Here is a 23,786-nt window from a genome sequence, read left to right as displayed (position 1 = left end):
CAGGATGAGCTTTTCCATGAGCACCGTGTCAACGCCTATGGTGAGCAGCGCCCCCTTGATCAACCGAGACCGTGTGATCGACTGGCTGGGCATTGCACCCTTCATCATTTTCTCCCTGCTTTTCCTGATCATCCCCACGCTCTATCTCGTGGCGGGCGCATTCCTGACGCCCGAGGGCGACCTCACGCTGAAGAATATCGGCGATCTCTTTACCCCATCGATCATCAGCGCTTACTGGATCAGTATCCGCGTCTCGGTGGCGTCAGCCCTTGGCGGTGCGCTGATCGGCTTCTTTCTCGCCTGGGCCGTCGTGCTCGGCGGTCTTCCCGCCTCCGTGCGCTCGACGCTGCTGACCTTCTCCGGCGTCGCCTCGAACTTCGCCGGCGTGCCGCTTGCCTTCGCCTTTCTCGCAACGCTCGGCCGCACCGGCCTTGTGACGTTCTTGCTGCGTGAATGGTTCGGTTTCAATCTCTACAGCACAGGTTTCAACCTGCTGTCTTTCTTCGGCCTCACCATCACCTACATGTATTTTCAGATCCCGCTGATGGTGCTGATCCTGACGCCCGCTCTCGACGGCATGAAGAAGGAATGGCGTGAAGCCTCGCAGATATTAGGCGCGACCAACCGTCAATACTGGACGATGGTCGCAATGCCGATCCTCTGGCCGAGCCTGCTCGGCACGACGCTGCTGCTCTTCGCCAACGCCTTCGGCGCCATCGCTACCGCCTTCGCGCTCACCGGCAGCTCGCTGAACATCGTGCCGATCCTGCTCTACGCGCAGATCCGCGGCGACGTCCTGCACAATGCCAACCTTGGTTACGCCATCGCGCTCGGCATGATCGTCATAACCGGGGTCTCGAACGTCCTTTACCTCATGCTGCGCATGCGCGCCGAACGGTGGCAGAAATGAAAGCTCAACGTCTCGGAGCCTGGATTGCCGTCATTCTGGGTGCATCCTATTTCGTCATTCCGCTGATCGGCACGATCGAGTTTTCGCTGCGCATGCGCCGCGGAGAATACAGCTTCGATGCCTATGAATCGGTCTTCTCAGACATTCAGTTCCGCGAGACCTTCGGCTATTCCATGCTGATGGCGTTGCTGACCATCGTCTTCGGCATGCTGCTCGTCGTGCCGACGGCCTATTGGGTGCGGCTGCGTCTGCCGCAGATGCGCCCCGTCGTCGAATTCATCACGCTGCTGCCGCTCGTCATTCCGGCAATCGTTATCGTCTTCGGTTACCTCAGGATGTACAACTCGTCGTCCTATCTGCCGCTGACGGGTTCGACGACCGGCACCAACATCCTGCTGGTCTTCTCCTATATCACGCTGTCCCTGCCCTACATGTACCGCGCCGTCGATACTGCCATGCGCGCCATCGACGTCCGCACCCTGACGGAGGCGGCCGAGAGCCTCGGCGCCCGCTGGACGACCATCATGTTCAAGTGCATTTTCCCGAACGTCATGAGCGGCGTGCTCTCGGGCGCCTTCATCACGCTCGCGATCGTCATGGGCGAATTCACCTTCGCCGCACTGCTCAACCGTCCGGCCTTCGGTCCCTACCTACAGCTCGTCGGCGCCAACAAGGCCTATGAGCCTTCGGCGCTCGCTGTCATCGCCTTCTCGATCACCTGGCTCAGCATGGGCCTGCTCAATCTCGTTTCCCGCTTCGGCAAAGCCGCCCCGGCAAAGGCTTAAGGTATCTGGCTCATGTCTTTTCTCACACTGACCAACATTCAGAAATCCTTCGGCCCGGTTCAGGTCGTCAAGAACTTCAACATGAATATCGAGAAGGGCGAGTTCGTCTCCTTCCTCGGACCGTCTGGCTGCGGCAAGACGACCGTCCTGCGCATGATCGCCGGCTTCGAAACGCCGACCGGCGGCACGCTGACGATCAACGGCAAAGACCAGAGCTCGCTGAAACCGAACCAGCGCAATATCGGCATGGTCTTCCAGGCCTACGCTCTGTTCCCCAACATGACCGTGCACGACAATGTCGCCTTCGGCCTCAAGGTCGCCGGCGCGCCGAAGCCCGATATCGACGCCCGCGTCAAGGAAATGCTCGGCCTGATCAAGCTCGATCACCTGGCCGACCGCTACCCCTACCAGATGTCGGGCGGCCAGCAGCAGCGTGTCGCCCTTGCCCGCGCGCTTGCCGTCAAGCCGCAGGTCCTCCTGCTCGATGAGCCGCTCTCCGCACTCGACGCCAAGATCCGCGTGTCGCTGCGCGAGGAAATCAGACAGATCCAGCAGCAGCTCGGCATCACCACTGTTTTCGTCACCCACGACCAGGAAGAGGCGCTGTCGATCTCCGACCGCATCGTCGTCATGAATGCCGGCAAGGCCGACCAGATCGGTTCGCCCTTCGAGATCTACAACACGCCGGCAACGCGCTTCGTCGCCTCCTTCGTCGGCACGCTGAACCTCATCGAAGCCAAGGTCGTCGATCCCGACACCAACCTCATCCAGATCGGCGATCAGAAAATTACGCTGAAACAGTCGGTCGCAGCCCACAAGGCAGGCGAGACCGTCTCTTTGGCGCTGCGCCCGGAAGCAGGTTCGCTCTCCGACAGCGCCAGAAGTGATACCGCGCTGACCGGTCAGGTCGTCTCGGCTCACTTCCTGGGTTCGGTTATCCGCACCCGCATGAACGTCGGCGGCAACGTCATCTCGTTCGACATGTTCAACAGCCCGGGCACCACCCCGCCGCAGGCCGGCGAAACCGTCACGCTGCGCTTCATGGCGGCCGACCTGCTGATCATCCGCGACTGATCCGGCAACGCGACCTCGTCCGAAAGGCGCCGCCGACGCGGCGCCTTTTTTTCATTTCAGGCCGCCCGAACTGTCAGAAAAGGTGATGCAGCCATCACTGCGAAGCACTTGAACTCCCCCAGCTCCGTGCCAGAAGTTGAACAAACCAAATCAGCCAGGCAGCTTTCCGCCCGGCATTTTACACGATGGGATATTTCAATGATTACCTGCCACCTGCGCTATGTGATCGATCCATACAAGCTTGCCGAATTCGAGGAATATGCCCGGCTCTGGATTCCGATCGTCAACAGGATGGGCGGCACCCATCACGGTTATTTCCTGCCGTCCGAAGGCGCCAACAACATTGCCGTGGCCTTGTTTTCCTTCCCGAGCCTTGCCGCCTACGAAGACTATCGCACGCGCATGGCAAGCGATCCGGAATGTCAGGCCGCTTTCGAGCTCGACAAACGCAACCGCAGTATCGTCAGCTATGAACGCAGCTTCATGCGGCCCGTGCTCGGCTGATCGCACCCGCACGCCGACGGGAAGCAAAAAGCCCGGCACGCTGGCCGGGCTTTTCGTTCTGTCATCGGTTCAGCGGATCGCGCGGTCGTCGGCATCGAAACGATGCACATGCGCCTGGTCCGGGCTCGCATAGACGATCTCGTCGGGCTCATACTGGTGCTCGCCGAATAGGCGCGCCGTCAGCAGGCCGCACTGGTCGGATTCCAGATAGATGATCGTGTCCGCGCCGAGATGCTCGACATGCACGACCTTCGCAGCCCAGGTCCCCTGCTCGCGCGACAGCGTCATGTGTTCGGGGCGTACCCCGATCGTCTTGGCGCTGTGATCGCCGACCTTCTCGCCCGCAATGAAATTCATCTGCGGCGAGCCGATGAAGCCTGCGACGAAGACATTGGCCGGGCGGTTATAAAGCTCCATCGGCGAGCCGATCTGCTCGATCGCACCGGCATTCAGCACCACGATCTTGTCGGCAAGCGTCATCGCCTCGACCTGGTCGTGGGTGACGTAGATCATCGTCGCCTGCAGGCTGCGGTGCAGCCGGGCGATCTCGAGGCGGGTCTGGACGCGCAGTGCCGCATCGAGATTCGACAGCGGTTCGTCGAACAGGAAGAGTTCCGGTTCGCGCACGATGGCGCGGCCGATCGCGACGCGCTGGCGCTGGCCGCCGGAAAGCTCGGCCGGCCGCCGCGCCAGATAAGGTTCCAGCGAGAGCATACCGGACGCCTTGTTGACGCGCTTGTCGATCTCGTCCTTGGCCGTACCGGCCTGCTTGAGGCCAAGCCCCATATTGTCCTTGACTGTCAGGTGCGGATAGAGCGCGTAGGATTGGAACACCATGGCGATGCCGCGCTTGGCCGGCGGCGTCAGCGTCTCATCGCGACCGTTGATGACCACGGCGCCTGACGTGACGTCCTCAAGGCCCGCAATACTGCGCAGCAGCGTCGATTTCCCGCAGCCCGACGGCCCGACGAAAATGACGAATTCACCGTCCTTGACTTCGAGGTCGATGCCTTTCAGCACCTCATGCGTGCCATAGGTCTTGCGGATGGATTTGAGTTGAAGCGATCCCACTGGTTTTCCCTTACAATCTGACCGGCTGGCCGGTACGCACGCTCTCGTCGGCGGCAAGGCAGATGCGCAGCGATGCCACTGCATCCGCCATATGGCGATCGAGGTTCAGATCCTCGCGGATCGCCCTCAGCATAAAGGCCTGTTCCAGGTCGCAGAGCGCCTGATGATCGGGCTCGCCCGTCATCCTCATGTCCTGGTCGGGCCGGATGAACTTGCCGTCAGGGCCGGTCTCGGCCGTGTGCAGACGGATCACCGACGTCTTGGTGTGGGTGTCGATGTCGTCCGATTTGGCGTTCGGATCCATGACGATCGACACCGCGCCCTTCGGCGACATCACATCCTTCACGAAGAAGGCGGTCTCCGAAATCATCGGCCCCCAGCCGGCCTCGTACCAGCCGACCGAGCCGTCCTCGAAAAGCACCTGCAGGTGACCGTAGTTGTACATATCGTCGGCAATCTCCTCCGACATGCGCAGCCCCATGCCGCGCACCTCGACGGCCCTTGCATCGGTGACCTGGCACATGACGTCGACATAATGCACGCCGCAATCGACGATCGGCGAGGTCGTGCGCATCAGCGACTTGTGCGTCGCCCAGGTCGGGCCGCTGGACTGCTGGTTGAGGTTCATGCGGAAGACGTAAGGCGGGCCGAGCTTGCGGGCCTCCTCGATCAATTTCATCCAGGACGGGTGATGGCGAAGAATATAGCCGATCGCCAGCTTGCGCCCCGCCTTCTCAGCCGCCGCGACGACCCGCTCGGCATCAGCAACCGTGGTCGCCAGCGGCTTCTCCACGAAGACATGGCAGCCGGCCTCGAAGGCGGCGACAGCATAGTCGGCGTGGCTGTCGGAATAGGTGTTGATCGAGCAGAGGTCCGGCTTCAGTTCGGCAAGCGCCGTCATGAAGTCTGGATGAACAGTGTAGGCCTGCAGCTCCGGCGCCAATTCCGGCGTCGAGCGGTTGACGAGACCGACGATCTCGAAGCCGGGGTTGTTATGGTAGGCGAGCGCATGGCTGCGGCCCATGTTGCCGAGGCCGGCAACGAGGACGCGGATCGGTTTTTCCTGGTTCACTTGACGGCTCCCGACGTGATGCCGCGGATCAGCTGCCGCGAGAAGATGACGTAGAGGACGAGGATCGGCAGGATCGCGAGCGACAGCGCCGCCAGCACCGCATTCCAGTTGGTGACGAACTGGCCGATAAAGATCTGCGAGCCGAGCGTCACGGTCTTGGTCGCTTCTGCAGGCGCCAGGATCAGCGGGAACCAGAGGTCGTTCCAGATCGGGATCATGGTGAAGACAGCGACCGTCGCCATGGCCGGGCGCACCAGCGGCAGCACCAGGCGGAAGAAGATCGCATATTCGGAAAGCCCGTCGATGCGCCCGGCATTCTTCAGATCGTCCGAAACCGTGCGCATGAATTCCGACAGGATGAAGATCGCCAGCGGTATGCCCTGCGCGGTGTAGACGAGAACCAGCGCCGTCAACGTATTGACGAGGCCGGCCGCCACCATGCCCTGCAGGATCGCCACCGTGCCGAGACGGATCGGGATCATGATGCCGATCGCCATATAGAGCCCGAGCAACATATTGCCGCGGAAGCGATATTCCGAGAGCGCGAAGGCAGCCATCGCGCCGAAGAGCAGCACCAGCAGGATCGCGACGATCGTGACGATGAAGCTGTTCTGGAAATAGGTGGCGAAATCGCCCTGGCCGAGCACCGTCTGGTAGCCGACGAGGCTGAAGGTCGACGGCGTCGGGATCATCAGCGGCTCGCGGAAGATCGAGGCGCGATCCTTGAACGAGTTGACGATGGTCAGGAACACGGGAAACAGCGCGACCAGCGTGTAGGCGCTGAGCGCCAGGTGCACGAGGCCGGTGCGGATGGGAGATGTGCGTGCCTTGGACATGCGCGCTCCTCAGAACTGGTAGCGACGCATGCGCCGCTGGATGACGAAGAGATAAAGCGAGACGCCGGCGAGGATGATGAGGAACATCACCGTGGCGATGGTCGCGCCCATCGAACGGTCGCCGAGCTGCAGCTGGAAACCGAAGAAGGTCCGGTAGAGCAACGTGCCGAGAATATCGGTCGACATATCAGGCCCGGCAAGCGCGCCCTGCACGGTGTAGATCAGGTCGAAGGCGTTGAAATTGCCAACAAAAGTCAGGATCGAGATGATGCCGATCGCCGGCAGGATGAGCGGCAGCTTGATCTTCCAGAACTGGGCCCAGCCGGTGATCCCGTCGCATTCGGCTGCCTCGATCACCTCTTCGGGGATGCTGAGAAGCGCTGCATAGATCAGCATCATCGGAATGCCGATATACTGCCAGTTGGAGATCAGCGACACGGCGATCAGCGCCGAGCCCGGCTTGCCGAGCCAGGGCGCGAAGAGGAATTTCAGGCCGATGAGATCGAGCATCCAGGGGGCGACACCCCAGATCGGCGAAAGGATCAGCTTCCAGATGAAGCCGACGATGACGAAGGAGAGCAGCGTCGGCAGGAACATCGCCGTGCGGTAGAAGGCAACGCCCTTGAGCTTCGGCACCGAAAGCAGCGCAGCCAGCGCGACGCCGATCGGGTTCTGCACGCACATGTGAATGACGAAGAAAATCAGGTTGTTGACGAGCGCGTTCCAGAAATCATGCGCCCAGCGCGGATCGCCGAACAGCACCTTGAAATTCGCAAGGCCGACGAAGGCCGGCTGTCCGTCGACCGTATTGTAGAGCGAAAGCCTGAGCGTTTCGATGAGTGGCAGCACCATGACGGCGGAATAGACGATCACTGCCGGCAGCATGAAGACGAAGATATGCCAGCGCATCGGGCGCTTGATCGGGACGATATCGGCCGCGTTGTCGGTTTGGCTCATGGCTTTTGCCCGTTCTAGTCGACTGGCCGCAAGGCGCAGCGCAGATGGATACGTTGCGCCTCACCCTCACCTTCTCTCCGTATGTGAGAAGGAACGCGCCCTGCTGAGATGTCATGTCGGGGCTGGGAGGTCGCTGCGAGTCTCCTTCTCCCCGCAAGCGGGGAGAAGGTGGCCGGCAGGCCGGATGAGGGGCAGCAGACACCGCCCCCTCGATCACATCACTTGGCCGGCTTGTACCAGCTGTCGAGGCCCTTCTGGAGCTTTTCGGCAGCAACCGCCGGCGTATCCGTGCCGTTGATCACGTTGGCCGATTCGACCCAGGTCTCGTTTTCGAGGTTCGGCTTGCCGCGCGACAGGATCTGGTAGGTCGAGCGCACGGTCGACTTGTACGGGCCGCGCCAGGAGACGAATTCCTGGGCCAGCGGATCGGACATCTTGACGGGGTTGGAGTTCAGGCTGAAGAAGCCCGGCAGGGAGTTCGCATAGATGTCGGCGAACTCGGGCGAAGCGACCCAGCTCAAGAACTTCTTGGCTTCTTCGGCATGCTTGCTCTTTGCATTCAGGGCGACGCCGATATCCGGATGGTCGGAGATGTAGCCCGTATCGCCAGCCTTCGGAACCGGCGGCGGGAAGGCGCCCATCTTGAACTGCGCCTGGGTATTGAACAGCGAGATTTCCCACGAACCGGCTGGGTAGATCGCTGCACGGCCGAGCGTGAAGAGGTTCTGGCTGTCCGAATAGGTCTGGGCTTCGAAACCGTCGCCGAGATAGGGCTTCCACTTGGCAAGCTCTTCATAGGGCTTGACCCAGTCGGCATCGGTCAGCTTCTGCTTGCCCGCGATCAGGGCTTCGCGGCCTTCCTCACCCTTCCAGTAGTTCGGGCCGATATTCTGGTAGCCCATGGTCGCGGCTTCCCAGAGGTCCTTCGTGCCCATGGCGAGCGGGATATAGGTGCCGTCGGCCTTGATCTTGTCGAGGGCTGCGAAAAACTCGTCTTCCGTCTTCGGAATAGAAATGCCGAGCTTGTCGAAGGCATCCTTGTTGTAGATGAAGCCGTGGATGACGGAAGCCATCGGCACGCAGAAGGTCGACTTGCCGTCGTCGGTCGACCAGGCGGCCTTGGCGACCGGAGAGAAGTTCTCCATGCCGGGCAGGCTGGTGATGTCGACGAGCTGCTTCTTGTTGAAGAGTTCGAGCGAGGCGTCGAACGGACGGCAGGTGATGATGTCGCCCGCGGAGCCGGCATCAAGCTTGGCGTTCAGCGAAGCATTGTATTCGGTCGGCGCAGTCGGCGAGAAGACGATCTTTATGCCCGGGTTCTTGGCTTCGAAAGCCGGGATGATCTTCTCTTGCCAGATTTGCAGGTCGTCGTTGCGCCAGCTTTCGACCGTCAGCGTGACGTCGGCGGCATGGACGAGACCTGCTGACGTCAGCAGGCTGGAGGCAAGCAGGAAGCTTTTCAGAGCAGTGTTTTTCATTTCCCTCTCCTGTTTTCAGGCGCCGGAAGGCGCCGTTTTCGATCTGAAACAAGCAGTTGGCGTGCTTGAGGAAACACCCAACGCCCCTTGAGGGCCGCCAACGACTGCCGGCCCCGAAAGCTCGACGGACGCAAAGACGGATCGCCTGCGGCCGGACTGCGCGCCTTCCCGGTGGCCTGCACCGGGCGTGGCGAAATGACTGGGAAAGCCGATGGATGCCTGAACTCAACGACTGACCACACGGGCCGGCGGGTATTCTTGCAATCATCCTCGAAGCAGTTCCGGCTTGGCTTTGCTGCCAGATTTCGTGGGCTTCGAAACGCTGTTCCCTTTGATCAAATTAAGGCCAAAAAAATACCAATTGTCCAGCCGAATTTAACTTTTTTGTCGCCAAAAATTCATTAAAAAATTTTAGTCAATAAAATCAATATGATAAAAAGATGAAATTTCACCCTTCTCCCCACTTGGTAAATGGTATTTTTTTGGTATTGTACTAAAAACAAGTGGGAACGGCGTATTTCGGAGGTCCGATGACGGAGCTTGCAATCGGCATAGATGGCGGTGGAACGAGCTGCCGGGCCGCGGTGGCGGACAGGAGCGGCAATGTCATCGGCCGCGGTAAATCAGGCCCTGCCAATATCCTGTCGGATCTCGAAAGCTCTCTTCTCAACATCGTCGAATCCGCCCACCAGGCGCTGCGCGATGCGGGGCTCGGCGCTGAAGCCGCTTCCTCTGTCGTATCAGTCGTCGGCGTCGCTGGCGCCAATGTCACGGATTACGGCCAGCGAATCGAAAGAGCCCTGCCCTTTGCCGAAGGCCGCGTCGTCACCGATGCGCTGATCGCGCTGCAGGGCGCGCTCGGCGATGCCGACGGCATCGTCGGCGCCTTCGGCACCGGCTCGGTCTATAATGCCCGCAGGGATGGCCGGCTGAATGGCATTGGCGGCTGGGGCTTCGTCGTGGGCGACCAGGCGAGCGGTGCCCGCCTCGGCCGCGACCTCATGGAGCGAGCGCTGCTCGCCCATGATCGGGTGCGCCCGGCATCGCCGATCACCGAGGCTGTTATGGCCGAATACGGCAACGACCCCGAGCGCGTCGTCGAATTCGCCCATTCGGCACGGCCGACGGATTTCGCCCGTTATGCGCCCGCCGTCTTCGAACATGCGACAAGAGGTGATCCCGTCGCTGTCGGCATCGTCACGGATGCCGCAACGGCAATCGGCGAAAGTCTCGAAGCGCTCCTCTGGCCCGAATGCCCGTCGATCTGCCTTCTCGGCGGCCTTGCACAGGCCTATGAACCGTGGCTTTCCGAACGCTACAGGCCGCTGCTCGCTAGACCGAAGAACGATGCCTTGCACGGCGCGGTGGAACTTGCGGTCAAACTCCTGAACGACCGGCAGAGAGGTGCGGCATGAGCGACGACCTCGCGACCATTCTATCCCTGGAGCGGCTGCAGGCGGCCGGCACCGGCCCACTCTATGTCAAGCTGCGCCGCACGCTCGAAGAAGCCGTGCGCACCGGCACGCTTGGCCACGGCGACGCGCTGCCGCCGGAGCGCGACATCGCCGAACTTGCCGCCGTCAGCCGCGTCACCGTGCGCAAGGCGATCGACGAACTCGTCGCCGACGGCCTGCTGGTGCGCCGCCACGGCTCGGGCACCTTCGTCGCCAAGCCGGTCTCCAAGGTCGAGCAGCGCCTGTCGCAGCTCACCTCCTTCACCGAGGACATGGCGCGCCGCGGCATGTCCTCGCGCTCCGAATGGCTGCATAAGGGCATCCACACCCCCTCGCCCGACGAGATGATGATCCTCGGCCTCGCCGCCGACGTGAAGGTTTCGCGCCTCTCCCGCCTGCGCATCGCCGACGACCAGCCGCTGGCGATCGAAAATGCCAGTGTCTCCGGCGAGTTCCTGCCGGATCCGTCGGCCGTCACCAATTCGCTCTATGCCGAACTCGAACGCCTCCAGGTCCGACCTGTGCGCGCCGTGCAGCGCATTTCGGCGACCAATATGAAGGAAGCCGACGCCCAGCTTCTCGGCGTCCCTGTCGGCGCCGCCGGCCTGTCGATCGAGCGCATTTCCTATCTCGGCTCCGGCCGCGCCGTGGAATTCACCCGCTCGCTCTATCGCGGCGACGCTTATGACTTTGTCGCGGAGCTGACGATCGGGGTGACATGACGATCTTGAATTCATCCGAATTATACGTATAATTCGGATGTCACAGTTTGGAAGATTATCATGGCTCAGACCACGGCTCTGGAATTTCAGCGTAAATTCGGCGAGTTCCAGCACCAGGCGCAACGGGAACCTGTCGAGATCACCCGGCATGGCCGCCGTGAATTCGTTCTCATGTCCGCCGAACATTATGATTGGCTGAAGGCCGCCGCGCAACGGACGCACAAAACCGCCGATGCCCTCTCCATCGTGATCGATGCCGTCGAGCGCGCGGAAATGGATCCTACCCACGCCCCTCTCGATGAGTTGCTGAAATAACATCGCCATGGCGACGATTCCCGAACCAAGGCCGGGCCTTGTGGTGCGCTATGATTATCTCTGGTCGCACGAAGCATTGGCGGGTCGCAATCAGGGCAAGGACAGGCCAACCTGCCTCGTCGCGGCGAGCGATAGCCTCGCCAATCCCCGCTACGTCGTTCTATTGCCGATCACGCACACGCCGCCATCCGGCGAAACGATCGGAATCGAAATCCCGCCGAAAGTGAAACAGGCGATCGGCCTAGATGATGAGCCGAGTTGGGTCATCATCTCGGAATACAATGTCGATGAATGGCCGAATGGCGGGCTTTCACCAGTGCCGGGCAGCGGCGGAATATTCGCTTATGGCTTCATCCCTCCTGGACTTTTTACACTGATCAAGGCGAGATTTCTTGACCTCGCCAAGGCCAGGAAAAGCGAGCCCGTTCGCCGTTAGGTGAAACTCTAGCAGACATTTTTATCTTTATATTCAAAAGCATGAAGCCGGAAAATGAATCACTTTCCGGCTTCATCGTCCCTTGATTCATTTTATCAACGAACCGTGCCAAGCGGCCGATTACGCCGCGTCCTCGATCTCCTCGTCAACCTTGCGCGGCACGTAGTTCAGCACCGGTCCGAGCCAGCGCTCGACTTCGGAAACCTCCATGCCCTTACGCTTGGCATAGTCTTCCACCTGGTCCCGCTCCACCTTGGCGACGCCGAAATAATAGGAGTCGGGGTGGCCGATATAGAGGCCGGATACGGACGAGCCGGGCCACATCGCATAGCTCTCCGTCAGCTTCACGCCGGCGGCTTTTTCCGCGTCGAGCAGCTTGAAGAGGGTTGCCTTTTCAGTGTGGTCGGGCTGGGCGGGGTAACCCGGCGCCGGGCGGATACCGGCATAGGCTTCGGTGATGAGATCCTCGTTGCTGAGCGTCTCGTCCTTGGCATAGCCCCAATAGTCGCGCCGCACCTGCTCATGCATGCGCTCGGCAAAGGCTTCGGCGAAGCGGTCGGCGAGCGCCTTGACGAGGATCGAGGAGTAGTCGTCGTTGGCGCGTTCGAAGCGCTCGGCGATGGCGATTTCCTCGATGCCTGCTGTCACCACGAAGCCGCCGACATAATCCTGCACGCCACTTGTGACAGGCGCGACGAAATCGGAGAGCGCCACGTTCGGCCGCCCGTCCCGCTTCGAAAGCTGCTGGCGCAGCGTATAGAAGGTCGCAAGCTCGCGGCTACGGCTCTCATCCGTGAACAGGCGGATATCGTCGCCGACGGCGCCGGCCGGCCAGAAGCCGATGACGGCACGCGGACGGAACCACTTCTCGTCGATGATCTTCTTCAGCATGCTCTGCGCATCGGCCCAGAGCGCACGCGCCGCCTCGCCCTGCTTCTCGTCCTCGAGAATGGCGGGGTAACGGCCGCGCAGTTCCCAGGTCTGGAAGAACGGCGTCCAGTCGATGTATCTGGCAAGCTCTGCGAGATCGTAATCCTCAAACACCCGCGTACCGAAGAATTGCGGCTTCGTCGGCTGGTAGGCCGACCAGTCGACCTTGTGCGCATTCTCGCGGGCGCGCGGCAGCGGCAGGCGCACCTTCTCGGCTTCGCTGCGCGCATGGGCGGCGGCCACCTTGGCATATTCCGCTCTTATATCATCGACATAACCCTGCCGCGTCTCCGGCGAGAGCAGTGCCGAGACGACGCCGACCGCGCGGCTCGCATCAGTCACATAAATCGCCTGCCCCTTATTGTAGCCGGGGTGGATCTTCACGGCCGTATGCACGCGGCTGGTCGTCGCTCCGCCGATCAGGAGCGGGATCTCGAAACCCTGCCGTTCCATTTCGGCCGCGACATGCACCATCTCGTCGAGCGACGGCGTGATCAGGCCCGAAAGGCCGATGACGTCGACCTTTTCGGCGATCGCCGTCTCAAGGATCTTCGTCGCCGGCACCATGACGCCGAGGTCGACGATCTCGTAATTGTTGCAGGCGAGCACAACGCCGACGATGTTCTTGCCGATGTCGTGCACGTCACCCTTGACGGTCGCCATCAGGATCTTGCCGGCCGACCGGCGTTCTTCACCGCCGTTGAGGCGCTTTTCCTCTTCCATATAAGGCAGCAGCACGGCGACCGCCTGCTTCATGACGCGCGCCGACTTCACCACCTGCGGCAGGAACATCTTGCCCGAGCCGAACAGGTCGCCGACGACGTTCATGCCGGCCATCAGCGGCCCTTCGATGACGTGCAGCGGCCGGGCGGCCTGGTGGCGCGCCTCCTCGGTATCGGCTTCGATATATTCGGTGATGCCGTTGACCAACGCATGTTCGAGGCGCTTCTCGACGCTCCATTCGCGCCAGGAGAGATCCTGGACGCGGCCTTCGCGTGCCGCGCCGCCACGGAATTTCTCCGCCACTTCGAGCAGCCGCTCGGTGCCGTCGGGACGCCGGTTCAGCACCACGTCCTCGCAGGCCTCGCGCAGTTCCGGATCGATATTGTCGTAGACCGCAAGCTGGCCGGCATTGACGATGCCCATGTCCATGCCCGCCTGGATGGCGTGGTAGAGGAACACGGCATGCATCGCCTCGCGCACCGGCTCGTTGCCGCGGAACGAGAAGGACAGGTTGGAGACACCACCTGAAATATGCACCAGCGGCATACGCTGACGGATCGTCCGCGTCGCCTCGATGAAGTCGACGCCGTAATTATTGTGCTCTTCGATGCCGGTCGCGACCGCGAAGATATTCGGATCGAAGATGATGTCCTCGGGCGGGAAGCCGATCTTCTCGGTCAGCAGCTTGTAGGCGCGCGTGCAGATTTCCACCTTGCGCTCATAGCTGTCCGCCTGCCCCGTCTCGTCGAAGGCCATGACGACGACGGCCGCGCCATAATTGTGCAAGAGCCGCGCCTGTGCGAGGAAATTCTCCTCACCTTCCTTCAGCGAGATCGAGTTGACGATCGGCTTGCCCTGGACGCGCTTCAGGCCGGATTCGATAATCGAGAATTTCGACGAGTCGATCATCACGGGCACGCGGGCAATGTCGGGCTCGGCGGCGATCAGGTTGAGGAACTCGACCATCGCCTTTTCGGAGTCGATCAGGCCCTCGTCCATGTTGATGTCGATCACCTGCGCGCCGTTCTCGACTTGGTCACGCGCGACATCGAGCGCCGCCGTGTAATCGGCATTGGTGATCAGCTTGCGGAACTTCGCCGAGCCGGTGACGTTGGTGCGCTCGCCGACATTGACGAAGGGGATGTCCTTGGTCAGTTCGAAGGGTTCGAGGCCCGACAGCGACATGAAGGGGCGATGCTCCGGAATCGGCCGCGGCTTGTATTTCGCCACGGTCTCGGCGATCGCCCTGATATGTTCGGGCGTCGAGCCGCAGCAGCCGCCGACGATGTTGACCAGGCCTTCGCGGGCGAAGCTGTCGATCTGCGCCGCCATCAGCTCCGGCGTTTCGTCGTACTGGCCGAACTCGTTCGGCAGGCCGGCATTCGGATAGGCGCAGATGAAGGTGTCGGCGACACCAGAAAGCTCCTGTAGATGCGGGCGCATCGCATTGGCGCCGAGCGCGCAGTTGAGACCGATCGTAAACGGATTGGCATGGCGCACCGAGTTCCAGAAGGCCGACGGCGTCTGGCCGGAGAGCGTGCGGCCGGAAAGGTCGGTGATCGTGCCGGAGATCATCACCGGCAGGCGCACGCCCTTGGCCGCGAAACGTTCCTCGCAGGCGAAGATCGCAGCCTTGGCGTTCAGCGTGTCGAAAATCGTCTCGATGAGGATGATGTCGGCGCCGCCGTCGATCAACCCGTCGATCTGCTCGGCATAGGCATCGCGCAGATCATCGAAGGTGACGGCGCGGAAACCGGGATTGTTGACGTCGGGCGAAATCGAGGCGGTGCGGTTGGTCGGGCCGATGGCGCCGGCGACGAAGCGGCGGCGGCCGTCCTCGCGCTCGGCGCGGATTGCCGCCCGGCGGACGATCTCCGCACCTTCCTTGTTCAGCGCATAGACCTCGCCTTCCATCTGGTAATCGGCCTGCGCGATGCGGGTCGAGGAGAAGGTGTTGGTCTCGAGGATATCGGCGCCGGCCTTGGCGTATTTGTAATGGATCTCTTCGATCGCGTCCGGCTGACTCAGGATCAGAAGGTCGTTATTGCCCTTCTGATGGCAGGCGCAGCCGATGAAGCGCGTTCCGCGGAACTGGTCCTCGTCATAGCCCAATCCCTGGATCTGCGTGCCCATGGCGCCGTCGAGTACAAGGATGCGCTCGCTCGCGGCTTTCTTCAAAGCTGCGAAAACTTCACTGCCGTCACGCTTGCCCCCTTCGGGACCAAAGAGATTATCAAACACGGGAGGGCTCCTTGACGTCATAAGACCAGACAGACCAAATCACATAAAGATATCTTTATGTCAATATATGCCTGTCTATTTCGTGCTTTTCAAGCCTGCAGCGCCGCGCGTCTTTTCAAACGCGCAAAGGACGCTCCACACTTTCAATCCTGGCATTGCGCTTTCCGACAATCGGCTCTGATTTTCGCGCCGATGCGCTAACCGGATGACAGACTCGCCCGACCTCTATATAGGCGTTTGCGACATAGTGCGCACGAAATCGGAGGATTATCATGGCACCCGCAACCGGCAACGCCGCACTCGGAAACTGGACGAGCCGCGCCTATCATCGCGGCTGGCTGCTCGCCCAGGCAAACGGCCTCTTCGATTTCTTCCAGCACAATTCCATCAACCCGAAGGGCGGCTTCTACGATCTCGACGATACCGGCAGGCCGCTGGATGCCGAGGGCCAGGTTCGCGGCATCCATATCGCCGCGCGCGCGGTGCATTGCTTCTCGATCGGCGCCCTGCTCGGCCGTCCCGGCGCCTCCGACGTCGTCGACCATGGCATAGATTATATCTGGAACCATCATCGCGACCGGAAAAACGGCGGCTATTTCTGGTCGCTTAACAATGCCGGTCCTGTCGATTCCAACAAGCAGGGCTACGGCCATGCTTTCGTTCTGTTGGCCGCCTCCGCCGCCAAGACGATCGGTCATCCGCTGGCCGACGGCATGCTCGCCGATATCACCGAGATCCTGAACACCAGGTTCTGGGAACCGCGCCACGGCGCGATCGCCGAAGAGTTCACCGCCGACTGGCAGCCGCTCGACGGCGGCAGCTATCGTGGCCAGAATTCCAACATGCACCTGACCGAAGCGCTGATGGCGGCTTTCGAAGCCACCGGCGACAGGGATTACCTGACCAAGGCCGAAAGCATCGCCGATCTCGTCATCCGCCGCTCGGCCGGTTCGGTCGACTGGCGCGTCGCCGAGCATTTCGATGCCGAATGGAACCTCGACAAGGATTACTATCATCCGAACGAAATGTTCCGCCCGGCCGGCACGACGCCCGGCCACTGGCTGGAATGGGCCCGCCTGATCCTGCAGCTCTGGGCGCTCGGCGGCAAACGCATCGAATGGATGCCGGATGCGGCCAAGGCCCTTTTCGCCCAATCCATGGCGCTCGGCTGGGACAACGACAAGGGCGGTTTCTTCTACACGCTCGATTGGGACGACAAGCCCGCCAAGCGCAACAAGCTCTGGTGGCCGGCCTGCGAGGGTGCGGCTGCCGCACATTTCCTCAACGAACACCTGCCGAGCGATTTCCACGAAGAGAGCTACCGCAAGATCTGGAACGTGATCGAACGCGCCTTCATCGACCACAAGAACGGCGGCTGGAATGAGGAACTGACGGAAGATCTCGTTCCCTCGCACTCGCTCTTCCCCGGCAAGGGCGACATCTACCACGCCCTGCAAGCCTGCCTCATCCCGCTCTTCCCGGCAACGGGCAGCCTGACGAAGGGCATTGCCGAGGCCGGCGGCAGGCTCTGAGGCGAAAGCCTCTCGAGCCTCGAACCGGTATCGCTGCGGTTACAGCTGGCTCCGGAATCTGGCCACAGCTCCTTCTGCAAGGTAGAGATCACTCTCAACATCCCGCTGTTTATCACGGATCTTGGTAAGCTCCCATTCCAGATCGCGGATGTCGGAGCGTATCTCGTACTTCTGCGCCTCCGGCACTGTTTTGAGTTTTTCCGACAAATCCTCGAGCTCTTCCTCTTTGTCATTGGCCTCGTCTTTCAATCGCTCTAGTTCAGCTTCGAGCGAATACTGACGATAACCAAGCTCGTGGCCACGCAGGAACTCAGCTTCCGTCTTGGGCGGACACAGACCATTGTAGCCGTACCCATGCTGTCCTTCCCACAGCCCGCTCGACGCCGTGCAATAACGGAGCAGACCTTTCTTGTAGCCCTGGTTCCAAAGTGTGAGGTTCGGGACAACCTTCACTCGTTTGCAGGATTTGATATGCCCTTCAAACCGTGCTTGCGGCTGATAACCGTTGAACCCATCAGTGAAACCGATCCCTTTCCAGTCGCCAGCCAGGCATTCCTTTTTGGAGATCGTGTAGCAGGAGGTAAGCAGCAGACTGATGCCGATGACGGCAAAGATAGAAAGCAAACGCAGCATAACAAACCCGTCAAATAGAACAAAACGGGAACATTATTACCAGTTGCGTATCCGCCTGTCACTACGCGCGTTCGTGGCGATCTTCCGTTTCGGCAGCTTTATTTTGGGTGCGAAGTCACGACGCAGCGACAGGTATCGTCGAGACCGGCCGCAGGCTCCGAGGCCAGGTCAATACCCCGGCGCAGGCAATGCAACATTCGGGTTCCGCTGGAACCATTCGACATCCTCGTTGACGCGATCGAGATCGTCCTGCACGTCGCGCTGGTCGCGGCGGATCTCGTGCATATCGTCTTCCAGATCCTCGATCCGCCGGCGCAGCTCGGATCTGTCCCCATCCTTCGCGTCCTTCAGCTTGTCGGAAAGCTCGTCGATCTCAGTCTCCTTGGAGCTGTAGTCGTTCTGCATCGAGTTCAGGCGGTCCTGCAGTCCGTGTTGCTTGCTGCCGAGGTTGAAGCCGCGCAGGAAGCCCGATACGGTTTCCGGCGGGCAGACATTGGCATAGCCGCTGCCCGACTGGCCGCGCGCAAGGCCGCTGAGCGGCGTGCAGTAGCGCACCAGGCCAGCCTGGTATCCCTGAAACCAGATCGTCTGATCGGGCACAATCTTGACCCGCTCGCAGGATTTGGCATGTGCCGCAAAACGCTGTTGCGGCTCATAGCCCGCCGCCCCGTCGCTCTCGCCGATCACCCGCCAGTCGGCGGCGATGCACTCCTCCTTGGAAAGCGTGTTGCAGGAAGCGAGGAAAAGACCAAAACCGATGGCGGCGGCAAGCGCAAGGAACAGTCGGATCATGATGTCCCGGATAGGTTAAGGAGGGCGATGCCGCACCTTAACCGCAGGATAAGCCCGCGTCACCGGAGCGATGACGCGATTTTGCAGTTTCCATGGCTTTTTTCTGTCAAAATTATGGCTGGCGCAGCCGCATCAAAGCGGGGCGAGCCGCAGCGTATCCAGATCCTTCGCCAGCATCAGCGCCAGGGCCTCGACCGCGAGATTGTGGTCGTCACGCTGCGGCAGGCCGGAGACGGTGACCGCGCCGATGCAGCCCGTGCCCTTGACGTTGATCGGGAAACTGCCGCCATGCGGCGCATAGTCTGCGCCATCGAGCCCGTTATCCTCAACCGTCTTGCCGTCCTTCTTAAGCTTCAGGCCGGAAGAATAACTGCTGCGGAAATAGCGCAGCACCATGTTGCGCTTGCGGCGGACCCAGTTGACATTGTCGGGCGTCACACCCGGAAGCGCCGCATAGAAGACCGGCATCGAATGCAGTGTTACGTCGATCACGATGCCGAGGCCGCGCTCGGTCGCGAGTTCCTGCAGAAGCCTGCCGAGCTGCCATGCCGTCGTCAGGTCGAAAGCATCGAAGCTCAGCGCCTTCTCCTGCTCCGCGATCCGGCTGAGATCGTCCTCGATTGTCATGGATAAGCCCTCCTCTGCCGCAATGATCCGCTGCAGACCATTCTCGCCAGAGGCAAAAAAGTAAAGCAAAACTTGAGCCTATCCCGTTTCAGAGCTTCGGCGTCAGCATCTCGAACCGGTCGCGGATGGTGGCGCAGGTATCTCCGCCGAGCCTTGCAATGGCATCGACTTCGGCCGGATCGACATGCAGCCGTTCCGGATCGACGACGCCGTCGCGATAATGCGCGTAAACGATCTCGCCCATGATGATCTGCCTGGAGCGGCCGAGTTCCAGCGTCACATGCCGCCGGCATTCGAAGGCGGCCGGCGCCTCGGCGATCCAGGGCGAAGCCACTTTCTCGCCCGGCATCGCGGTCAACCCCGCCTCCTTCAGCTCGTCGACGCCGCGCGGATATTTGGCGCCGCAGACATGCATCGCCTCGGCGATGGCAAAGGAGACGATGTTGACCGTGAAGACCTCGGTCATGCGGATATTGTGGCCGGTGTCCTTGAACGACATGTCGGCATTGTTCTCGACACCGATCGCCAGGATCGGCGGATCGGCCGAAAGGCAGTTGAAGAAGCTGAAGGGCGCGGCGTTGATCCGGCCGTGCTCGTCGACCGTCGTCACCAGGGCGATCGGCCGGGGAATGATCGTGCCGATCATCAGCTTGTAGCGTTCGCGCTCCGTCAACTGCTCGAAATCGAAGGAAACGGCCATCGGTTCAGCCGACCTTCAGAACCGGCGAAAAACCGCTCATCGCCCCGATGAAGGGTTTCGGCAGCGGCGAGGCATAGGAACCGTGCTTGCTGGTGGAAAGCCCGAGCGACACCAGCGCCTCCGCCTGCTTTACCGCCGCCGCCACACCATCGACGACGGGCACGCCGTAGATCGCCTGCAATTCCCTGGCGAGATCCGTCATCCCGGCGCAGCCGAGCACGATCGCCTCGGCGCCGTCTTCCGCCAGCGCCCGCTCGATCTCGGCCCTGAGTTTGCCGATCGCGCCTGATGCGGCATCCTCCAATTCCAGCACTGGAATGTCGGAGGCGCGCACCTTGGCGCGCTCGCCCATGCCGTAGCGGCGCACCAGATTGTCGATCAGCACCCGCGATCGCTCCAGCGTCGTCACCACGGTGAAACGCTGCGCCAGGAAGCCCGCTGTCACGACTGCGGATTCGCAAAGCCCGAGGATCGGCACATCGGCGAAGCTGCGGGCCGCTTCGAGCCCGGTATCGTCGAAGCAGGCGATGACAGCCGCGTCGTAACCCGCGCTTTGCCGCTCCTTGAGTTCTGAGAGCAGGCCGGGGATCGCCAGCGCTCCATCATAGTGTCCCTCGATCGAGACAGGACCCATACGGGAGGTGGCCGCGATGATCTCCGTGCCTGATGCAGCTACCGCGCGCGCGGCGGTCGCGGCCTTCTCGGTCATGGAGGCCGTGGTGTTCGGATTAACGATGAGGATGCGCATTGTTCAGTCTGTCTTTGCCTGTCGCCGGCTGAGCATGGTCATGATGCCGAGCGCGATGAGAATGATGGTGAAGGAAAACAGCGTCGTCACCGTGCCGAGCGCATAGAGCACAGGCGTCGTGACGTTGGTCGTCATGCCGTAGATTTCGAGCGGCAGCGTATTGTAGGTGCCAGAGGTCATCAGCGTGCGGGCGAATTCGTCATAGGAGAGCGTGAAGCCGAACAGGCCGACGCCGATCAGGCTCGGCGCGATCATCGGCAGCACGACATGGCGGAACGTCTGCCAGGAGGTTGCGCCGAGGTCGCGCGCCGCTTCTTCATAGGCCGGCGAGAAGCGATTGAAGACGGCAAACATGATCAGGACGCCGAAAGGCAGCGTCCAGGTGAGATGCGCGCCGAAGGCCGAGGAATACCAGGCGGGCTTCAACCCGCCCTCTTGGAAGACGACGCCGATGCCGAGCGAGACGATGATCGACGGCACGACGAGGCTTGCGACGGTGGCGTAAAACAGCACGGTTGATCCGCGGAAGCGGCGGCGGAAGGCAAGGCCTGCGAGCAGCGACACGACGACGGTCACCACCATCACCATCAGCCCGAGCGACAAGGAACGCCGGAAGGAGGCGCCGAAATCGCCGACCGCCTGCTTTTCGAACAGATTGAAGAACCAGTGCGTGGAAACGCCGTTCATCGGAAAGGTCAGGCCGCCGTCCGGCCCCTGGAAGGAGAGGATCAGGATTGCCGAGAGCGGGCCGTAGAGGAACAGCACGAAGACGATGAAGAAGATCGCCAGAAGATAGAATTCCAGGCCGCGTTTTTCGTGGCTCATCTCAAAGCTCCTTGCGGATATCGACGACGCGCAGGATGGCCGCGACCATCAGGAGCACGACGGCGAGCAGCACCACGGCGTTTGCGGCGGCGGCCGGATATTGCAGCAGCGACATCTGGTTCTTCATCATCAGCGCCACCGAGGCGCTCTGTCCGCCGGACATCACCAGCACCGTCGAAAAGTCAGCCATGACGAGCGTCACGACGAAGATCGTGCCGATCGCCATGCCGGGCTTGGCGAGCGGAATGACGACGTTCCACAGCACCTGCCAGCCGGAGGCACCCGCATCGCGCGCCGCCTCGAACAGCGACCGGTCGATGCGCATCAGCGTGTTGAAGATCGGCGTCACCATGAACAGCGTGTAGAGGTGCACCATGGCGAGCACGACGGCGAAGTCGGAATAGAGCAGCCATTCGATCGGCTTCGGGATGATACCCATCTGGATCAGCGTCGAATTGACGAGGCCGTTGCGCCCGAGCACCGGGATCCACGAGATCATGCGGATGATGTTCGAGGTCATGAACGGCACGGTGCAGACGAGAAAGAGGATCATCTGCGTCGAGGTCTTGCGGATGTGGAAGGCCAGGAAATAGGCGACCCAGAAGCCGATGACGAGCGTCAACGACCAGACGATGGCGGTGAATTTCAGCGTGTTGAGATAGGTCTTCCACGTCACCCACGAACCGAGCGTATCGGTGTAGTTCATGGTGAGGAAATCGGGATAGAGACCGGCGAAATCGTAATCCCAGAAGCTGACGACCGCGATCATGGCGATCGGCAGCAGGAAGAAGAAGCCGAGAATGGCAATCAGCGGCGTCGCCTGGAGATAGGAGATCGCGGATGGGGAAAGCCTCAGTCCACGCCCGCCGCGCGCGCCCTGGCCGTTCTCCTCCGTTTCCGCTGCGATGGTCGCCATCCCTTGCCCTTTCGGATTCTAGTCATTCGTCCTGTCGGTAAAGGGAGGGCTCAAGAAAGACCCCTCCCCAACCCTCCCCACAAGGGGGAGGAAGTTTCTCTGCCGCACCGCCTCCGGACTCCCTCCCCCTTGTGGGGAGGGTTGGGGAGGGGAAAAACGGCGATCGCCTTAGGCCGCGATGAACTCGTTCCAGCGGCGGACCATGTAGCGGTCCTCGTCCATGACGGAGTTCCAGCAGGCGACCGCGCCCATGCGGGCTTCGAAGGAACCGCCATCGCGGACCGCACCGGCCTTCTCCATGACCTTGCCTTCAGGAGACAGGATGTCGCCGGTCGCAGCCTTGCCTTCGATCCAGTAGCCCCATTCGTCTGCCGTCATGAAGTTCTTGGCGGTCTCCATGCAGGCGGAATAGTAGCCCTGGCGGTTGAGGTAGCCGCCGACCCAGCCTGACGTGTACCAGTTGATGTATTCGTAAGCCGCGTCGAGTTCAGCGCCCTTGAGGTGCGAGGCAAGGCCGAGGCCGCCGCCCCATGCGCGGTAGCCTTCCTTGAGCGGCTGGAAGGTGCAGGCGATGCCCTTCGAGCGGACGGCGGCCACAGCCGGCGACCACATCGACTGGATGACGACTTCGCCCGATGCCATCAGGTTGACGCTTTCGTCGAAGGACTTCCAGAAGGCGCGGAACTGGCCGTCGCCCTTGGTTTTGATCAGGAAGTCAATCGTCTTGTCGATTTCGTCCTTCGTCATGTTGCCCTTGTCGGCATATTTGATCTTGCCGGCGGCTTCCATGATCATCGCCGCATCCATGATGCCGATCGACGGGATGTTGAGGATCGCGGTCTTGCCCTTGAAGGCCGGATCGAGAATGTCGGCCCAGCTGGTGATCGGACGACCGGTCAGGTCGGGGCGGATGCCGAGCGTATCGGCGTTGTAGATCGTGGGAACCATCGTCATCCACTGCGTCGGTTCCTTGGCGAATTTCTTCGAACCCTGCGCTTCGACGAAGCCGACCGTGTGCGGCGCCGTGCCCTGGGCAATCACGCTATCCGGCTTCAGCTTGCCGTTGATGAACAGCGGCACGATCTTGTCGTAGTACTTCAGCTTCTTGACGTCCATCGGCTGCAGGGCGCCAGTCGGGAACACCTTCTTGGCGATCCAGTATTCGATGTCGGCAATGTCGTAGCTGTCGGGCTGGGTGACGGCGCGCTGGGCGGCAGCGTCGGAATCGGTCGCCGTCATCTCCAGCGTGATACCGAGATCAGCCTTGCACTTCTCGGCGATGGCATTGATGTTCGAAACGCCGGTGCCGAACTGGCGAAGCGTGATGTTCGTCTTTGCCCAGATGGTGGGAAAGCCGGTGATCGCGCCGGAGCCGGCGATGGCGCCGACGGCGGCAGCACCCGTCTTCAGCAGCGTGCGGCGGGAAAGACCCTTCTCCGCCTTGGTCGATGTCGTTTCAGTCGTCATGTCAGTTCCCCTTTTCTTGAAGGTTCATGGTTCTTGAT

The 23,786-nt window shown here is 61.3% G+C and carries 23 protein-coding genes; 9 read left to right on the top strand and 14 right to left on the bottom strand.

Going from position 1 to position 23,786, the window contains the following annotated elements; translation table 11 throughout:
- Positions 1–16 precede the first annotated feature (16 nt).
- The 4 genes from EFD55_RS05120 (at position 17) to EFD55_RS05105 (ending at position 3,273) form a co-directional block, all read left to right on the top strand.
- Complete coding sequence (locus tag EFD55_RS05120; protein WP_125843534.1) at positions 17–910, top strand: ABC transporter permease; 894 nt, start codon at positions 17–19, stop codon at positions 908–910.
- Positions 907–1,695, top strand: a complete 789-nt coding sequence (locus EFD55_RS05115) for an ABC transporter permease (protein WP_125843533.1) — start codon at positions 907–909, stop codon at positions 1,693–1,695. Before EFD55_RS05120 ends, EFD55_RS05115 begins: the two co-directional genes overlap by 4 nt.
- Positions 1,696–1,707: 12 nt before the next feature.
- Complete coding sequence (locus tag EFD55_RS05110; RefSeq protein ID WP_125843532.1) at positions 1,708–2,769, top strand: ABC transporter ATP-binding protein; 1,062 nt, start codon at positions 1,708–1,710, stop codon at positions 2,767–2,769.
- Positions 2,770–2,967: 198 nt separating this feature from the next.
- A complete protein-coding gene (locus EFD55_RS05105; protein WP_012758329.1) occupies positions 2,968–3,273 on the top strand; it encodes an NIPSNAP family protein in 306 nt (101 codons plus the stop codon).
- A gap of 69 nt (positions 3,274–3,342) precedes the next feature.
- Here the strand turns inward: EFD55_RS05105 and EFD55_RS05100 are convergent, their stop codons facing one another.
- The 5 genes from EFD55_RS05100 to EFD55_RS05080 form a co-directional block, all read right to left on the bottom strand.
- Positions 3,343–4,344, bottom strand: coding sequence for an ABC transporter ATP-binding protein (locus EFD55_RS05100; protein WP_125843531.1), 1,002 nt, complete (start codon positions 4,342–4,344; stop codon positions 3,343–3,345).
- 10 nt (positions 4,345–4,354) lie between these two features.
- The gene (locus EFD55_RS05095) at positions 4,355–5,416 is read right to left on the bottom strand and encodes a Gfo/Idh/MocA family protein (RefSeq protein WP_125843530.1); all 1,062 of its coding nucleotides are present in this window, start codon (positions 5,414–5,416) and stop codon (positions 4,355–4,357) included.
- Positions 5,413–6,252 carry a carbohydrate ABC transporter permease gene (locus EFD55_RS05090; protein WP_125843529.1) on the bottom strand — a complete coding sequence of 280 codons (840 nt, stop codon included), beginning with the start codon at positions 6,250–6,252 and terminating at the stop codon, positions 5,413–5,415. Before EFD55_RS05090 ends, EFD55_RS05095 begins: the two co-directional genes overlap by 4 nt.
- Positions 6,253–6,261: 9 nt before the next feature.
- A complete protein-coding gene (locus EFD55_RS05085; protein ID WP_125843528.1) occupies positions 6,262–7,209 on the bottom strand; it encodes a carbohydrate ABC transporter permease in 948 nt (315 codons plus the stop codon).
- A 218-nt stretch (positions 7,210–7,427) separates the two neighbouring features.
- On the bottom strand, positions 7,428–8,687 hold the full coding sequence (locus EFD55_RS05080; RefSeq protein WP_125843527.1) for an ABC transporter substrate-binding protein: 1,260 nt from the start codon (positions 8,685–8,687) through the stop codon (positions 7,428–7,430).
- A 530-nt stretch (positions 8,688–9,217) separates the two neighbouring features.
- Here EFD55_RS05080 and EFD55_RS05075 point away from each other — a divergent pair.
- From EFD55_RS05075 to EFD55_RS05060, 4 genes are read left to right on the top strand one after another with little or no spacing between them, the layout of a single operon-like run.
- Positions 9,218–10,102 carry a glucosamine kinase nucleotide-binding domain-containing protein gene (locus tag EFD55_RS05075; protein WP_125843526.1) on the top strand — a complete coding sequence of 295 codons (885 nt, stop codon included), beginning with the start codon at positions 9,218–9,220 and terminating at the stop codon, positions 10,100–10,102.
- Positions 10,099–10,863 (top strand): GntR family transcriptional regulator, encoded by a 765-nt coding sequence (locus EFD55_RS05070; RefSeq protein ID WP_125843525.1) that lies wholly within the window; start codon positions 10,099–10,101, stop codon positions 10,861–10,863. Before EFD55_RS05075 ends, EFD55_RS05070 begins: the two co-directional genes overlap by 4 nt.
- Before the next feature lie 60 nt (positions 10,864–10,923).
- On the top strand, positions 10,924–11,178 hold the full coding sequence (locus tag EFD55_RS05065; RefSeq protein ID WP_125843524.1) for a type II toxin-antitoxin system prevent-host-death family antitoxin: 255 nt from the start codon (positions 10,924–10,926) through the stop codon (positions 11,176–11,178).
- Between the two features lie 7 nt (positions 11,179–11,185).
- Positions 11,186–11,614, top strand: coding sequence for a hypothetical protein (locus tag EFD55_RS05060; RefSeq protein WP_125843523.1), 429 nt, complete (start codon positions 11,186–11,188; stop codon positions 11,612–11,614).
- A 120-nt stretch (positions 11,615–11,734) separates the two neighbouring features.
- Here the strand turns inward: EFD55_RS05060 and metH are convergent, their stop codons facing one another.
- The gene (metH, locus tag EFD55_RS05055; RefSeq protein ID WP_125843522.1) at positions 11,735–15,508 is read right to left on the bottom strand and encodes a methionine synthase; all 3,774 of its coding nucleotides are present in this window, start codon (positions 15,506–15,508) and stop codon (positions 11,735–11,737) included.
- A 272-nt stretch (positions 15,509–15,780) separates the two neighbouring features.
- Between metH and EFD55_RS05050 the strand changes: the two genes are divergently transcribed.
- Complete coding sequence (locus EFD55_RS05050; protein ID WP_125843521.1) at positions 15,781–17,040, top strand: AGE family epimerase/isomerase; 1,260 nt, start codon at positions 15,781–15,783, stop codon at positions 17,038–17,040.
- Between the two features lie 39 nt (positions 17,041–17,079).
- Here EFD55_RS05050 and EFD55_RS05045 read toward each other — a convergent pair whose 3' ends face one another.
- The 8 genes from EFD55_RS05045 to EFD55_RS05010 all read right to left on the bottom strand — a co-directional run bounded on the left by EFD55_RS05045 (position 17,080) and on the right by EFD55_RS05010 (position 23,748).
- Positions 17,080–17,673: a DUF2799 domain-containing protein gene (locus EFD55_RS05045; protein ID WP_125843520.1), complete on the bottom strand. Its 594-nt coding sequence runs from the start codon at positions 17,671–17,673 to the stop codon at positions 17,080–17,082.
- A 168-nt stretch (positions 17,674–17,841) separates the two neighbouring features.
- On the bottom strand, positions 17,842–18,465 hold the full coding sequence (locus tag EFD55_RS05040; RefSeq protein ID WP_125843519.1) for a DUF2799 domain-containing protein: 624 nt from the start codon (positions 18,463–18,465) through the stop codon (positions 17,842–17,844).
- Between the two features lie 132 nt (positions 18,466–18,597).
- Entirely contained in the window at positions 18,598–19,092 is a 495-nt protein-coding gene (locus EFD55_RS05035) for a heme-degrading domain-containing protein (RefSeq protein WP_125843518.1), read from the bottom strand.
- 88 nt (positions 19,093–19,180) lie between these two features.
- The gene (locus tag EFD55_RS05030; RefSeq protein ID WP_125843517.1) at positions 19,181–19,792 is read right to left on the bottom strand and encodes a flavin reductase family protein; all 612 of its coding nucleotides are present in this window, start codon (positions 19,790–19,792) and stop codon (positions 19,181–19,183) included.
- A gap of 4 nt (positions 19,793–19,796) precedes the next feature.
- Positions 19,797–20,540, bottom strand: coding sequence for an aspartate/glutamate racemase family protein (locus EFD55_RS05025; RefSeq protein WP_125843516.1), 744 nt, complete (start codon positions 20,538–20,540; stop codon positions 19,797–19,799).
- A 3-nt stretch (positions 20,541–20,543) separates the two neighbouring features.
- The gene (locus EFD55_RS05020; RefSeq protein WP_125843515.1) at positions 20,544–21,365 is read right to left on the bottom strand and encodes an ABC transporter permease; all 822 of its coding nucleotides are present in this window, start codon (positions 21,363–21,365) and stop codon (positions 20,544–20,546) included.
- A 1-nt stretch (position 21,366) separates the two neighbouring features.
- Positions 21,367–22,281 carry an ABC transporter permease gene (locus tag EFD55_RS05015; RefSeq protein WP_125843514.1) on the bottom strand — a complete coding sequence of 305 codons (915 nt, stop codon included), beginning with the start codon at positions 22,279–22,281 and terminating at the stop codon, positions 21,367–21,369.
- A 168-nt stretch (positions 22,282–22,449) separates the two neighbouring features.
- Positions 22,450–23,748, bottom strand: coding sequence for an ABC transporter substrate-binding protein (locus tag EFD55_RS05010; protein ID WP_125843513.1), 1,299 nt, complete (start codon positions 23,746–23,748; stop codon positions 22,450–22,452).
- Positions 23,749–23,786: the final 38 nt, after the last annotated feature.

It is taken from the genome of Rhizobium pisi (assembly GCF_003938655.1).
GTDB lineage: Bacteria > Pseudomonadota > Alphaproteobacteria > Rhizobiales > Rhizobiaceae > Rhizobium > Rhizobium pisi.
Note: the sequence above shows the minus strand (reverse complement) of the source record. Positions and strands in the feature narration are given on the sequence as shown.

What these genes read in the sequence shown, in the direction of transcription:
- EFD55_RS05120 (WP_125843534.1), top strand. Translation starts at nt 17, where the DNA reads ATGAGCACCGTGTCAACGCCTATGGTGAGCAGCGCCCCCTTGATCAAC.
- EFD55_RS05115 (WP_125843533.1), top strand. Translation starts at nt 907, where the DNA reads ATGAAAGCTCAACGTCTCGGAGCCTGGATTGCCGTCATTCTGGGTGCA.
- EFD55_RS05110 (WP_125843532.1), top strand. Translation starts at nt 1,708, where the DNA reads ATGTCTTTTCTCACACTGACCAACATTCAGAAATCCTTCGGCCCGGTT.
- EFD55_RS05105 (WP_012758329.1), top strand. Translation starts at nt 2,968, where the DNA reads ATGATTACCTGCCACCTGCGCTATGTGATCGATCCATACAAGCTTGCC.
- EFD55_RS05090 (WP_125843529.1), bottom strand. Translation starts at nt 6,252, where the DNA reads ATGTCCAAGGCACGCACATCTCCCATCCGCACCGGCCTCGTGCACCTG.
- EFD55_RS05085 (WP_125843528.1), bottom strand. Translation starts at nt 7,209, where the DNA reads ATGAGCCAAACCGACAACGCGGCCGATATCGTCCCGATCAAGCGCCCG.
- EFD55_RS05080 (WP_125843527.1), bottom strand. Translation starts at nt 8,687, where the DNA reads ATGAAAAACACTGCTCTGAAAAGCTTCCTGCTTGCCTCCAGCCTGCTG.
- EFD55_RS05075 (WP_125843526.1), top strand. Translation starts at nt 9,218, where the DNA reads ATGACGGAGCTTGCAATCGGCATAGATGGCGGTGGAACGAGCTGCCGG.
- EFD55_RS05070 (WP_125843525.1), top strand. Translation starts at nt 10,099, where the DNA reads ATGAGCGACGACCTCGCGACCATTCTATCCCTGGAGCGGCTGCAGGCG.
- EFD55_RS05065 (WP_125843524.1), top strand. Translation starts at nt 10,924, where the DNA reads ATGGCTCAGACCACGGCTCTGGAATTTCAGCGTAAATTCGGCGAGTTC.
- EFD55_RS05060 (WP_125843523.1), top strand. Translation starts at nt 11,186, where the DNA reads ATGGCGACGATTCCCGAACCAAGGCCGGGCCTTGTGGTGCGCTATGAT.
- EFD55_RS05050 (WP_125843521.1), top strand. Translation starts at nt 15,781, where the DNA reads ATGGCACCCGCAACCGGCAACGCCGCACTCGGAAACTGGACGAGCCGC.
- EFD55_RS05045 (WP_125843520.1), bottom strand. Translation starts at nt 17,673, where the DNA reads ATGCTGCGTTTGCTTTCTATCTTTGCCGTCATCGGCATCAGTCTGCTG.
- EFD55_RS05040 (WP_125843519.1), bottom strand. Translation starts at nt 18,465, where the DNA reads ATGATCCGACTGTTCCTTGCGCTTGCCGCCGCCATCGGTTTTGGTCTT.
- EFD55_RS05035 (WP_125843518.1), bottom strand. Translation starts at nt 19,092, where the DNA reads ATGACAATCGAGGACGATCTCAGCCGGATCGCGGAGCAGGAGAAGGCG.
- EFD55_RS05030 (WP_125843517.1), bottom strand. Translation starts at nt 19,792, where the DNA reads ATGGCCGTTTCCTTCGATTTCGAGCAGTTGACGGAGCGCGAACGCTAC.
- EFD55_RS05025 (WP_125843516.1), bottom strand. Translation starts at nt 20,540, where the DNA reads ATGCGCATCCTCATCGTTAATCCGAACACCACGGCCTCCATGACCGAG.
- EFD55_RS05020 (WP_125843515.1), bottom strand. Translation starts at nt 21,365, where the DNA reads ATGAGCCACGAAAAACGCGGCCTGGAATTCTATCTTCTGGCGATCTTC.
- EFD55_RS05015 (WP_125843514.1), bottom strand. Translation starts at nt 22,281, where the DNA reads ATGGCGACCATCGCAGCGGAAACGGAGGAGAACGGCCAGGGCGCGCGC.
- EFD55_RS05010 (WP_125843513.1), bottom strand. Translation starts at nt 23,748, where the DNA reads ATGACGACTGAAACGACATCGACCAAGGCGGAGAAGGGTCTTTCCCGC.